The organism is uncultured Reyranella sp. (assembly GCF_945957355.1).
In the GTDB taxonomy this organism is placed as follows: Bacteria; Pseudomonadota; Alphaproteobacteria; order Reyranellales; family Reyranellaceae; genus Reyranella.
Genome location: NZ_CAMFKM010000014.1, coordinates 151916 through 164390 on the forward strand (window position 1 = coordinate 151916; position 12475 = coordinate 164390).

Below are 12475 nucleotides of genomic sequence, written 5' to 3' on the forward strand. Positions count from 1 at the left end.
ATCGGCTTCGTTTGTTTCGTTTAGTTCGGTTGTTTCGTTTACGCGCCGCAAAAACACCATCGGAGCGCGCAACGCCAGTAGCCGCGCTCCGATGGTGAAGCCCGCCTACAGCACGAACTTCGAGAGGTCGGCGTTCTTCGCCAGTTCGCTGACATGCGCGCGGACGTAGGCGGCGTCGATTTCCATCTTCGTGTTGGGCTTGTCGGAGGCGGTGAAGCTGATCTCCTCCAGCAGCTTCTCCATCACCGTGTGCAGCCGGCGGGCGCCGATATTCTCGACCGTCTCGTTGATGTCGGCCGACAGCCGTGCCAGCTCGTCGATCGCATCCGACGTGAAGTCGAGCTCGACCTTCTCGGTCGCCATCAGCGCCTTGTACTGCTTGACCAGGCTGGCCTCGGGCTCGGTCAGGATGCGGCGGAAATCCTCCTGGCTGAGCGAGGCCAGGCTGACGCGGATCGGCAGGCGGCCCTGCAGCTCCGGCAGCATGTCCGAGGGCTTGGCGAGATGGAAGGCGCCGGAGCAGATGAACAGGACATGGTCGGTCTTCACCGGGCCGTGCTTGGTGTTCACCGTCGTGCCCTCGATCAGCGGCAGCAGGTCGCGCTGCACGCCCTCGCGGCTCACGTCGCCGCCGCCGCGGTATTCGCTGCGCGCCGTGATCTTGTCGATCTCGTCGATGAAGACGATGCCATTCTGCTCGACCATCTCGCGCGCCTCGCGCACGACCCTCTCCTGGTCGAGGAGCTTGTCGCTCTCCTCGCGCATCAGGGTCTGGTGGCTCTCGGCCACGGTCATCTTGCGCTTCTTGGTGCGCCCGCCGAACGCCTTGCCCAGCATGTCGCCGATATTGATCATGCCGACCGAGGCGCCCGGCTGGCCCGGGACCTCGAACTGCATGGGCCCGCCGGTATCGGCTACCTCGATCTCGATCTCGCGATCGTCGAGCTCGCCGGCGCGCAGCTTGTGGCGGAAGCGCAGCTTCGTCTCCTCGCTGGCACTGGCGCCGCACAGCGCGTCGATCACGCGGTCCTCGGCGGCCAGCTCGGCCTTGGCCTTCACGTCCTTGCGCAGGCTCTCGCGCGCCATCTCGATGGCCGCCTCCATCAGGTCGCGCGCGATCTGCTCGACGTCGCGGCCGACATAGCCGACCTCGGTGAACTTGGTCGCCTCGACCTTGAGGAACGGCGCGTTGGTGAGCTTGGCCAGGCGGCGCGCGATCTCCGTCTTACCGACGCCGGTCGGACCGATCATCAGGATGTTCTTGGGCAGCACCTCGTCGCGCAGCGAATCGGAAAGCTGCAGGCGGCGCCAGCGGTTGCGCAGCGCAATGGCGACGGCGCGCTTGGCCTCCTGCTGACCGACGATGTGCTTGTCGAGTTCGGAGACGATTTCGCGCGGGGAAAAGTCGTTGCTCATGGGGCTCATTGGGGGGATGTCAGAGCTTCTCGATGACGATGTTGTGGTTGGTGTAGACGCAGATGTCGGCGGCGATCTTCATCGACTTGCGGGCGATCGCCTCGGCGTCGAGCCCGTCCACGTCGATGAGGGCCCGCGCGGCGGAGAGCGCGTAGTTGCCACCCGAGCCGATGGCGATGATGCCGCCCTCCGGCTCCAGCACGTCGCCGGTTCCGGACAGCAGCAGCGACACGTCCTTGTCGGCCACCGCCATCAGCGCCTCGAGCTTCCGCAGGTAGCGGTCGGTGCGCCAGTCCTTGGCGAGCTCGATCGCGGCGCGCAGGAGCTGCCCGGGATGGCGCTCCAGCTTGGCTTCGAGCCGTTCGAACAGCGTGAAGGCGTCGGCCGTGGCGCCGGCGAAGCCCGCGATGATCTGGCCGTTGCCGATGCGGCGGACCTTCTTGGCGTTGCCCTTGACGATGGTCTGGCCCATCGACACCTGGCCGTCGCCGGCCATCACGACCTGGCCGTCCTTGCGAACCGAGAGGATGGTCGTGGCATGCCAGCCGGGACCGGAGGAACTGTCTGATTGTGCGGAAGACATGCGCCCTAAATAGGGATTCACAGCAACAAATCAATCGCCGCCTCGGGCTCGCGCAGGTGTCGTGCTAACGTCGCCGCATGAGTGAAACAGCCCAGAGCGACCCCGTCATCGTCATCGGCGCCGGAATCGTCGGCGCCGCCACCGCCCGCGCCCTGCAGCGCAACGGCCACAGCGTCACCCTTCTCGACAGCGCCGAGCCGGGCAACGCGACCTCGTTCGGCAATGCGGGCTTCCTGTCCGTGGACAGCCTGATCCCGCTGGCGCGGCCGGCCACCCTGAAGAAGGTGCCGCAGATGCTGATGGACCGGAACGGTCCGCTCACGCTGCATCCGCCCAGCCTGCCCTGGCTTCTGCCCTGGATGGCGCGCTTCGCGCTGGCGGCGATGAGCCCGTCCGAAGTCCAGAAGGGCAAGGTCATGTTCAGGTCGCTGATGCTCGAGGCCGATATCGCCTGGAAGGCCGAGATCCAGGCCTCAGGCCTCGGCGAGCTGTTCCGCACGCGCGGCGCGCTCTACGTCTACGAGAGCGAGGCCTCGTTCCAGGGCACCGACGAGATGCGCGGCCTGCAGTCGGGCAAGGGCACGGAATTCGAGATCGTCGACGGCAACCGGGCGCGCGAGCTGGCGCCGGGCCTCAGCCCGACCATCGTGCGCGGCATCCACTATCCGAACGGCACGCACACGATCGATCCGCACAAGGTCGTCGCGACCCTGGTCGAGCGATTCAGCGCCGAGGGCGGCATGGTCGTGCGCGGCCGCGTGCGCGGCTTCCGGCGCGACGGCAACCGGGTCACCGCCGTGCAGCTCACCGATTCCGAGCTGCCCGCCGGCGCCGTAATGATCTCGGCCGGCCGCGCCTCCGGCGAACTGACGCGCCTGCTCGGCTTCAACGCCCCTCTCGTCGCCGAGCGCGGCTATCACGTGATGGTCGCGCCCGACAACGTGCGCTTCGACCTGCCGGTCAGCCCGCCCGACCGCGGCCTCTTCTTCACGCCGATGACCGAGGGCCTGCGCATCGCTGGCACGGTCGAGCTGGCAGCACCGCACCAGCCGCCGTCCTGGCATCGCGCCGATCTCCTGAAGAAGCACCTCAAGGACATCTTCCCCGGCGTCGGCGGCGTCGAGCAGAGCCGCTGGATCGGCGAGCGACCGACCTTGCCCGACTATCGTCCCGCCATCGGCCGCGCGCCGCGTCTCGCCAACGTCTATTGCGGCTACGGCCACCAGCATCTCGGTCTGACCCTCGCCACGGCGACGGGCCGGCTGATTGCGCGCCTGATGGAAGGCGAGCAACTGCCCAGCGCTCTTCAGGGCTGCGATCCCGGCCGCTTCGGATGACCGCGCCCTCAACGCTGCGCGGAAAATGCCTGTGCGGCGCGGTGCAGTATGAGGTGACGGACGCCTTCACCTATGCGCTGAACTGCCATTGCTCGAATTGCCGGCGTGCGACCGGCGCGGCGTTCAAGCCGTTCGCCGGCATCGCGCGCGCGGCGCTGACGGTGACGCAAGGCAATGACCGGTTGCTGGTCTACGGCTCCGAGACCAATCACGACGCGCACTGCGCCCAGTGCGGCTCGATGCTCTATTCACTGGTGCGCGACGCTGCCTATGTGCATGTCACGATGGGCACCTTGACCGACCCGCCGACGATCCGGCCGAGTGCCCATATCTTCGTCGGCTCGAAGGCGCCGTGGTTCGCCATCACCGACGACCTGCCGCAATACGAAGGGCACGTGACGTCTTGATCATGCTCCTCCCCCGTCATACGGGCAGGGCTATCGCATGTAAAAACTTCCGTCGTCTCGACCGGAGCACCCCTCGAGTGCCTCGGGGCAAGCTCCGCGCGGAGTGGAGAGACCTTCGCTAGTGGTCGCTCCTCACCATGAGTACCGAGGCCACGGCGAGAAAGTCTCCGTCGGTGAACAGGAAATCCGTGTAGGTGGCGACGAATCTGAACCCAAAGGGCGCGACAAATTCCGAGATGGCGTTCAGCGACCCTCCGACTGTTCCAGGCTTTTCCTTGAAGTCGTTGAACTCTGCGAAAATGAAGTCGATGCGTTTTTGAGACAGCATGCGCGTCGCGCCCTTGAGCACGAAATAGTCGTGGCCTTCCGTATCGATCTTCAGAAGGTTGATCGCATCGATTCCCCTTGCCTCGCAAAACTCGTCGAGGGTGGCGGCGCGGACCTGAATTTCTCGCGGTTCAATGTTGATCGCCGTGGCGTACCTCGCCCGCGAAGTGAGGCTGTTGATCTTGGAATGAGACTCTTCGCCATCGTACTCGAAAAAGGAAACATTTCCTGCCGTATTGCTGAGCGCCAGCGGATGCACAGTCACTCGGCTGGGCCATGGCTGTCGAGCAAGGTTTGCGTACGTTGCAGGATGTGGCTCGAAGGCGTGAATAGTTGCGTCCGGAAACTCTTTGACGAACTCGGTGGTCATCTGGCCAGTGTTGGCGCCAACGTCGAAAACGCAATGGATCGGCCGCTTTAGTCGCACGCTCAACCGGCTAACGTCGGTCCAAGGGGCGTATCCAAAGGGGGCATTCTTGCGTCGAATGAGCTCAAGCCCTGCCATCGCAAGTCCGGTACGCACTAACTTCACTATAGGCCGCAACATTTTCTGGTTCCTATTTTCCATTGTCTCTTCCGAAACATCGGCCGCGCCAACAGAGCAGGCACCTGTCCCAGCCACGCCCCGTAGTATCGCCGGTAATGCGCGTCCAACTCCACCCGCTTCCGGTCATAGGTCTTCCAACGCATCCTTTCAGCCGACATTTCCCAGATGAACCCTTGGAACGGTGGGAATGGTGGGAATGGTATCGTTTTGTGGGGTTCGGGCGAACCCATGGGCGGCCTGCGCCGTTTTCCCGGCGCCCCTGCCCGGTCCGCCCGTCTCGAACGAGCTTTTGATCCATAGATTTGGCCCTTTCATTCGCCGTGCGGACGCACGCCTCCCGTGGTGATGGCGCATTCGCCCCGTTCGGGACGCGACAGGTTGGTGACGATGAAGCAGACGCGGGGATAAAGCTTGCCGGGGTGCCACTCGAGCTTGGCCACGACGTGGCGTGGCATCGTCCAGCTTGCCGCCTGATAGCTGAAGCTGGCGTAGCATCGTCGGACCTTGATCGGCGGGCGATTAACGGGGCGCTTGAGCAGATAGCCAATGCGCGCCTGCAGGATGCGGTTCGCCGGCACCCGGATCGTGTATTTGTAGCCTTCGGCTTCCAGAAGCTCGTAGACCTCTGGGTTGGCAGAGGCCGCATCGGCGCGGAAGTCGCGCCGCACATCGCTATCCCGGTAGCGGGCGACGACCGGTTCGTGAAATGCCGCAGGCCGACGGCTCGATTTGAGACGGCGCGCGGGGATGGCGCCACCAGTGATGGTCTTTGCCACCTCTCTTCCGCGAGATTTGCGGAATGGCTTCAGCCTCAGCGTGAACGTAGCCTTGAAATAGTGCGTACTGCAGTTTGCCGAAGGGCAACTGCGCTCCGCCGTATTGGCCAACCAAGGCGATACGCCGCCTCCGGTAGCCGCCGCGACCGCCGGATATCATCGATCGATACGTGCACGAGCGCGCCCATGCCGTTGGGACTGAACCAGCGCTCCCATTGCTGCTGGGCTTGATGCGCCATGCTTTCCCAGCGCGGAAGCGCTTCGAGGCAAATTTCAGGCAGGGAAGCAACGTGTCGCTCAGGCACACGAAGAGAGCAGCTTTTCCAGTCAAACCAAGGCGGCGGCACCCAGTGATCCGACAGAATTACCGGCACGCGCCCGCTCTGCATGACTTCGAACAACCGATAGGATGATACACCCACGCCACGCGGGCAGAGAACGAACCGGCTTTGCCTAACATTCAATGCATATTGCTGCTTGAAGCCGATTTGCTGCTCGGCGCCGGTGCTCTCCCAAAAGGGCTCCGTCCGCTCAATGAGCACGTCGTCACGACCATAATTCGCAGCAAAGAGTCGGCCTCGGACGGCAGATGTCAGATTTCCCTGGAAGCTGAAGAGCCAGCGAATACTGCTCTTGGACTCGCAGTCTGCGCGGACAAACTCGTTGAACGACTGCATGTAACAGCCGGTACGATGGCGACGCGCGCTGAAGAGGTATCGCCTCAAGGAAGAATAGAGGCCTGGGTAAAGTCCAATCGGAGAATCCTGAGTATCGAATACGAAGCACTTTTCCGGATACTCCGCATAGGCTCCGGTACAGGCGATGTTTTTATTGATCTCGAGATAGCTCGACCGACAATCAGCCAACGTGATCAACACTGCATCGGCCTCACGGGCCCCGCCAACCAGCTCGAAATGGCCTGCGTGCTGCCAGTTACCGGTAATGTCTAACCATCGTGCGCGAGCCCAGTCCGATTCATACGTCGTATCAACGAAAAGCTTCATCATTATCCGGACCTTCATATCGACACGCAGGCGCCAAACAATTAGAGAGTCCGAGACTGTAAATAGAAGCGCGCTTCTAGACAAACCTATGAATGTACTGAGACGGTATTCGGCTGACAGTCGCCGCGCCCTGACCGGTAGTCAGGCGACTTCAGTCTGGTCGATGTTCCGGTCGTTGTCCTCCTGTGGGTTGTCGTTTGCAGGGATGCGGTCGAGGAAGGCCCGGCCGGGGGTGCGGCCGTTCATGCCACGGCCCTGATGGGGTCGTGCGGTGTTGTGGGTGACGAGGTAGGCATCGAGCGCCTCCTGCATCTGCTCGACGGTCTCGAACCGGGTCCTGCGGCCTTCGACGCGGAAGTGCTCGTCGAGCAGCGTGCGATGGAATCGCTCGACGATGCCGTTGGATTGCGGACGCCGGACCTTGGTCTTGCGATGCTCGATGCCTTCGAGCTGGAGGAACAGCTCGTAGGGGTGGCGGTCGAGCCGGCCGCAGAACTCGCGGCCATTATCCGACAGCACGGTCTTGATCGGCACGCCGTGTTCCTCGAAGTGGGGCACGACATCGGTGTTGAGCAGATGCACAGCGGTCAGCGGCATCTTGTTGGTGTAGAGGCGGCCCCAGGCGAAGCGAGAGCAGCAGTCGATGGCGGTCTGCAGGTAGACCTTGCCGATCCCTTTCAGGTGACCCACGAAGAACGTGTCGACGGCCACGAGATCACCGCTGTGGTGGGCCTCGATGTGGCGTTCGCGGAACTCTGGGCTGAAGCGTTCGAGGGCCGCCACCTGCTCTTCGTTGAGCTGCACGACACGGTCGGCCGAGGCCTTCTCCAGTCGCATCAGCCGGTCGAGCTTGCCGAGCAGGCCGTCGGCGCCGTAGGTCTGGAAGTTACGGCGGATCTCGTAGAATTGCTGGCGGCTGTAGCCGACGATCCGACAGGCCTTGCTGACATTGCCGAGCTGGCCGGCAAGCCCGGGCAAAGTGAGCTTGCGCCGTGCTACCTTCTTCTCCGTGGTCATGTCGTTCTCCGGTCGAGGTTGGATGTGCTTCACAACACCATCCTAACCCCGGTCGGGAGCGGCGTGGCCACACCGGGCGTCGCTACGCTCGGGGCCTCCGGCCCCTCCCTTCGCGACACCCGGTGTGGCGCAATCTGTCAGGTCAATACCGTCTCAGTTCAGTCTGCGATCTTCGCTGTCCTGATGCTGATGGTGCTAATTCAAGTACTTTATGTGACATGATAGGTTATTGTTCTTGCTGGTCTTTTTAAGACTGTATCGACGATGCGCAGGTTTTGCCTGGGTTTGGGATGCGAGCGATAGGGCTCGCCTTCTAACGCTTGCGTAGCCAGCAGAGTGCTAACATTATATGCATGCGCGCTTTTAGTCCGGTCGGCTTTTGGGAGGGCTGCCTGCCTGTTTCGCTGAAAGAAGAGGCTAGCCGATGAGGCGGAATTTTGAACGGCTCCGCCGCGCCAGTTGCGCATTGCGCATATTCCAGCGTTCTCTTTTTGCGAATTTGTTGGCTTTGGCGCCTTCGGAAATCATGGCGCAGAACATTGGAGCGCCATCCAAAGGCAAGTTCGTCGGTCTCGAGATCGTCCGTAGCCTCGCGGCCCTGGTCGTAATCTACAGTCATGTCTTCCTGTTCAAGCTGCTGCCAGCCACGGGCTTGCTCGAGTTTCCGGGTCAATTCGCGACCGAGGCGGTCATCATCTTCTTCGTCCTCTCTGGAACCGTCATCACCCTGTCGCAGGAGAACAAGCTCAGGGAAGAGGACCGCGTGACAGTGGTGCTGACCTACCTGAAGGCGCGGCTGGTAAGACTTTATCCAGTCTACCTGCTGGGCCTTGGGCTCGCCGCCGCCGTACAATTTCTGTCAGAGGGCACTTGGATGGCCCCCACCACGCTCGCAGGAAACCTTTTCTTCCTGCAATCGCCATCGAGCTACATCGTGTCGTCGCCGGCGTTCAATCCGCCGCTGTGGTCATTGTCGAACGAGGTCGGCTATTACCTGATCTTCGCGGCGGTACTGCTCTATCCAAGGGTCTGGGTCCTTTGGATGCTCGCTGCGATCATATGCGGGACCATCTTGGGGCCCGTCGGCCTCGAGGGTGTTCCGGGCTTCCTCGTGTTTCTCTTTGGCCTGTCGCTGCCGTGGATCATGGGCTACTGGCTTGCCGTCAATCGTCATGCGCTGCCCGCCGTTTCCATTCCGCTCGGCTTTGCCTTCTTCGTAATCGGGCTTGCCTACTCGCGTGTTCCTGTCTCCGGGTCCTACTACGATCCCTATCGACTGACGGCATTCGGCGCCTTTAGCTGCCCGCTCATTCTATCGATCATCCAGGGTGAGGCGCCGGCCAAGGACCAAAAGCAGTACCGTGGCTTGCGCCTTGTTGCCGCGCTTCCAGCCGTCGTCGGTCTCTGGACGCTGTCGCCCTCGATGGTCCCGGTCAAGGTAGCGCTCACGTCGGTCGCCCTACTGTTCGCCATGCTCGATCTCGCGTGGATCAAGGCGGCCCTGAGCTCGTTACGGATCCTAGTGCCTGTGTTGGCCTACCTCGGATCGATTTCCTACGCCCTTTACGCCCTGCACGCTCCGCTGATCTTTCTCGTGAACTCCTTGCTCGAGGGCCTTCACTCGGTCGCTCGCTTCATGGCCTTTGTCGCAGCAGTTCTCGCGCTGTCCCACCTGATGGAGCGGGTTGTCCAGCCGAGGCTGGCACACCTGCTGCAAAGCAGGGCGCGTCTTCCCGGGCGCTCGATGAAGTAGGCTGTATATTTGGTCGCCGTGCTGCGAGCCTGCTTGCCTTGCTCATTGTCACGCTCGCGGAGACGGATGTACTCGTCCAGTACAGCATTCAGGGTGCGCTTGCGAACGGGCAGGCCCTTTTTCAGTTCATAGCGAGTATCATTCCACAGATCGTCAGCCAGCCGTTCAGCCTGCGCCGTGTTGGCAGTCTTGAGACTGCGGTGGAGGTACTCGCCTTTGCCAAGATGGATGCGGGCTTGATAGAGGCCGTTGCGACGGTACAGCAGCAGCAGCTTGCCGTCGTGTTTGCGGATTGCATCATCCATTGCTTGTGAGCCTGCAGATCACCGCTTGTACTGAGACGGTATTCGGCTGACAGTCGCCGCGCCCTGACCGGTAGTCAGGCGGCTTCAGTCCGCGTTCTACGCCGCACATGGGATATTAGAACGCTCTCTAATCGCTGCCGAAGCGCGCGACCTTCGAGGCAAAGTCGTGTCTCCCGACGATCCGACGATCGCGTTGATGGCGAAAGGTTACGCTGGAAGGACCTCTGTCTTGGAGTTTGACGCCGTCAAGGGGGATGCCAAACGCCTCCAGCCCTTGCTTCGAGAAATCGAGGCTGCCGACTATGTAATCATAATGCACCATGCGCAGGGAGCGGATGGGAAGACATTGGTATCGGAAGCAACGTCCGGGAAAATGGATTGGTGGCAAAGAGAGGAACTCTTGAGGGAGATGGGATTCGCCAGAATCGACTTCAAATCCACTTCGGCACCAGTTTACTCACTATGGCATCGATCAAATCATCCATAGGGATCTTCGTGCCTTCAGACCGTTGAACTTCCCCACGCTTTAAGCGTGCGCGTACGGCCCCCGCGAACATCACCCACCCGTCAGGAGCCGTACTGCAGCAATGTCTCGCCGTTCTTGCGGAGCCAGGCCTGCGGCCCCTCGATCGGCCCGTCGCAGAGGGCGCGCGCCAGGGCCCAGAACCGGGGGCCGTGGTTCAGGTGGACCAGGTGCGCCGTCTCGTGCGCGGCCAGGTAGTCGAGTACGTCGGGCGGCGCGAACACCAGCCGCCACGAAAAGGAGAGTGCCGCATCCGGGCCGCAGCTGCCCCAGCGCGAACGCGTGTCCCGCACCGAGATGCGCTTCACCGGCCGCTCGGTCCGCGCCGCCTTGGCATGAACCAGCGGCACCAGCTCCTTCTTCAGCTCGCCGATCAGCCAATCCTTCACCCGGCGTGACAGGTGTTCGGGCCTACCCGCGATATGGATCTCGCTGCCCTCGCGCCAGACCGTGCCGCGGGCGTCGGGCCGGTGACGCAGACGATGCGGCAACCCGAACAGCGGGATTTCCGCCCCGTCGACGAAGGGCCGCCGTGCCGGAAGGCGCTGCAGCCGTGCGGCGATCCAGCCGGCCTGCGTCTCGGCGAATCCCACGGCGGTGCCGCGCGCCATCCGCGACGGCGCCGTCAGCACGATGCGCCGGTTGGCGGGATCGACCCGCAGCGAGGCGCGGCGCGCGCGGGCGTTGCGCACGAAGGTGACGGAAAGCATCTCGCCGTCATGAGCAATGGTCAGTTGCTCGGGCTCGGGCGTCGCTTTAGGCAGGAAACGGCTGAACCAGGAGGATGACGGCATGACCGAACAGCAGGCTCACAAGACGCTCAGCGATGCAGGACGAAAGGTCCTCTCGGAGGTTCTGGGCGAATCCTATCTCGCCAGGCGCGACGCCACCAACAACGATTTCTGGGGCCCGGTCCGCGCTTTCTCCGAGGAATTCGCCTATGCCTCGCTGTGGACGCGCGACGGGCTCGACCGCAAGCAGCGCAGCATGATCACCATCGCCATGCTGTGTGCGCTGAACCGCCCGCACGAACTCAAGATCCACCTGGTCGGCGCGCTCAACAACGGCTGCACCAAGACCGAGCTGCGCGAGATCTTCACCCATGCCATCGCCTATTGCGGCTTCCCGGCCGCCATCGATGCGCTGCGCGTCGCCGAGGAAATCCTGAAGGAACAGGGAAAGTTCTGACATGAGTCTCGACATAGACCGCATCCGCGCCGAGACGCCGGGCTGCGCCCACGTCCTGCATCTCAACGCCGCGGGCTCCTCGCTGCCCAGCCGCCGCACCCTCGACGCCACCCTCGATCATCTGCGGCTGGAGGCCGAGATCGGCGGCTACGAGGCGGCCGACCGGGCGCGACCTGTGCTCGATGGCTTCTATCCCTCGATCGCGACGCTGATCGGCGCGCAACCCGAGGAAATCGCCTATGTCGAGAATGCCACGCGCGGCTGGGACCTCGCTTTCTACTCGCTCGACTTCAAGCCGGGCGATCGCATCCTGACCTGCGTCAGCGAATATTCCTCGAACTACATCTCCTACCTGCAGGTGGCGAAGAAGACCGGCGCCGAGATCGTGGTCGTGCCCGACGACCGGCACGGCCAGATCGACCTCGCCGCCCTCGAACGCGCCATCGACAAGCGCACGAAACTCGTGTCGATCTCGCACATCCCGACGCAGGGCGGACTGGTCCAGCCGGCCGAGGCCGTCGGCAAGATCGTGAACGATGCCGGCATCCTCTACCTGCTCGATGCCTGCCAGTCGGTCGGCATGATGCCGATCGACGTGAAGAAGATCGGCTGCGACTTCCTCTCGGCCACGGGACGCAAGTACATGCGCGGCCCCCGCGGCACGGGTTTCCTCTACGCCCGCACGCGCAGCACCTCCCACATCGAGCCGATCTTCCTCGACAATCACGCCGCGCGCTGGACCGGCGACAACGACTACACGGTGATGGGCGACGCCAAGCGGTTCGAGAACTGGGAGCGCTACTTCGCCGGCGTGATCGGCCTCAAGGTCGCCGCCGACCAGGCGAACGAGCTCGGCATGCCGGCCATCTGGGCGCGGCTGCGCCACCTGGCCGACGGGCTGCGCGAGCGGCTGAAGACGGTGCCGGGCGTGACCCTGGCCGATCTCGGGGTCATCAAGGGGGCCATCGTCACCTTCGCCGTCGCCGGCAAGGAGCATGGGACGCTGAAGCAGCAGCTGCGCGACCAGGGCATCAACGTCTCGGTCTCGACGCAGTTCTCGTCCCGCCTCGATCTCAAGGGACGCGGCCTGAAGGACGTGATGCGCGCCTCGGTGCACATCTACAACACCGACGAGGAACTCGACCGCTTCGTCGCGGCGTTGCGACCGCTCGCGGCCGGATAGGCGGCGCCATGCCGATCATCGCGCCGTCGGCATCTTGGCTGCTCGTCGTCGCGCAGACCGGCTCGATCCGGCGCGCGGCGACGCGGCTCAACCTCTCGCCCTCGGCGGT

Annotated in this window: 12 protein-coding genes and 1 pseudogene; 6 read left to right on the forward strand and 7 right to left on the reverse strand. The window is 63.2% G+C overall.

Annotation, left to right across the window (positions count from 1 at the left end):
• Positions 1-105 precede the first annotated feature (105 nt).
• Both hslU and hslV read right to left on the reverse strand, forming a co-directional pair.
• Positions 106-1416 carry an ATP-dependent protease ATPase subunit HslU gene (gene hslU / locus Q0Q48_RS21620; protein WP_295142437.1) on the reverse strand — a complete coding sequence of 437 codons (1311 nt, stop codon included), beginning with the start codon at positions 1414-1416 and terminating at the stop codon, positions 106-108.
• 19 nt (positions 1417-1435) lie between these two features.
• Entirely contained in the window at positions 1436-1999 is a 564-nt protein-coding gene (hslV, locus tag Q0Q48_RS21625; RefSeq protein WP_295142441.1) for an ATP-dependent protease subunit HslV, read from the reverse strand.
• Positions 2000-2076: 77 nt separating this feature from the next.
• Between hslV and Q0Q48_RS21630 the strand changes: the two genes are divergently transcribed.
• Entirely contained in the window at positions 2077-3336 is a 1260-nt protein-coding gene (locus Q0Q48_RS21630) for an FAD-dependent oxidoreductase (RefSeq protein ID WP_295142443.1), read from the forward strand.
• Complete coding sequence (locus Q0Q48_RS21635) at positions 3333-3743, forward strand: GFA family protein (protein WP_295142445.1); 411 nt, start codon at positions 3333-3335, stop codon at positions 3741-3743. The genes Q0Q48_RS21630 and Q0Q48_RS21635 overlap by 4 nt, the downstream gene beginning before the upstream one ends.
• Before the next feature lie 118 nt (positions 3744-3861).
• Here Q0Q48_RS21635 and Q0Q48_RS21640 read toward each other — a convergent pair whose 3' ends face one another.
• The 4 genes and pseudogenes from Q0Q48_RS21640 to Q0Q48_RS21655 form a co-directional block, all read right to left on the reverse strand.
• A complete protein-coding gene (locus Q0Q48_RS21640) occupies positions 3862-4638 on the reverse strand; it encodes an FkbM family methyltransferase (RefSeq protein WP_366915300.1) in 777 nt (258 codons plus the stop codon).
• 344 nt (positions 4639-4982) lie between these two features.
• A pseudogene (locus Q0Q48_RS21645) lies at positions 4983-5393 on the reverse strand (transposase); the annotation flags it as partial.
• Between the two features lie 35 nt (positions 5394-5428).
• Positions 5429-6400 carry an exostosin family protein gene (locus Q0Q48_RS21650; RefSeq protein WP_295142447.1) on the reverse strand — a complete coding sequence of 324 codons (972 nt, stop codon included), beginning with the start codon at positions 6398-6400 and terminating at the stop codon, positions 5429-5431.
• Between the two features lie 138 nt (positions 6401-6538).
• Positions 6539-7414 carry an IS481 family transposase gene (locus Q0Q48_RS21655; RefSeq protein WP_295142450.1) on the reverse strand — a complete coding sequence of 292 codons (876 nt, stop codon included), beginning with the start codon at positions 7412-7414 and terminating at the stop codon, positions 6539-6541.
• Positions 7415-7838: 424 nt separating this feature from the next.
• Between Q0Q48_RS21655 and Q0Q48_RS21660 the strand changes: the two genes are divergently transcribed.
• Both Q0Q48_RS21660 and Q0Q48_RS21665 read left to right on the forward strand, forming a co-directional pair.
• Positions 7839-9167 (forward strand): acyltransferase, encoded by a 1329-nt coding sequence (locus tag Q0Q48_RS21660; protein WP_295142453.1) that lies wholly within the window; start codon positions 7839-7841, stop codon positions 9165-9167.
• Positions 9168-9205: 38 nt separating this feature from the next.
• Positions 9206-9481, forward strand: coding sequence for a hypothetical protein (locus Q0Q48_RS21665; RefSeq protein ID WP_295142455.1), 276 nt, complete (start codon positions 9206-9208; stop codon positions 9479-9481).
• 558 nt (positions 9482-10039) lie between these two features.
• On the opposite strand, the gene Q0Q48_RS21670 is transcribed toward Q0Q48_RS21665, so the two are convergent.
• The gene (locus tag Q0Q48_RS21670; RefSeq protein WP_295142459.1) at positions 10040-10789 is read right to left on the reverse strand and encodes a SprT family zinc-dependent metalloprotease; all 750 of its coding nucleotides are present in this window, start codon (positions 10787-10789) and stop codon (positions 10040-10042) included.
• On the opposite strand from Q0Q48_RS21670, the gene Q0Q48_RS21675 reads away from it, so the two are divergent.
• Together Q0Q48_RS21675 and Q0Q48_RS21680 are read left to right on the forward strand one after the other, a co-directional pair.
• Positions 10788-11183, forward strand: a complete 396-nt coding sequence (locus Q0Q48_RS21675; protein WP_295142462.1) for a carboxymuconolactone decarboxylase family protein — start codon at positions 10788-10790, stop codon at positions 11181-11183. The two genes, Q0Q48_RS21670 and Q0Q48_RS21675, sit on opposite strands and share 2 nt — an antisense overlap.
• 1 nt (position 11184) lies before the next feature.
• Positions 11185-12366, forward strand: coding sequence for an aminotransferase class V-fold PLP-dependent enzyme (locus Q0Q48_RS21680; protein ID WP_295142464.1), 1182 nt, complete (start codon positions 11185-11187; stop codon positions 12364-12366).
• Positions 12367-12475: the final 109 nt, after the last annotated feature.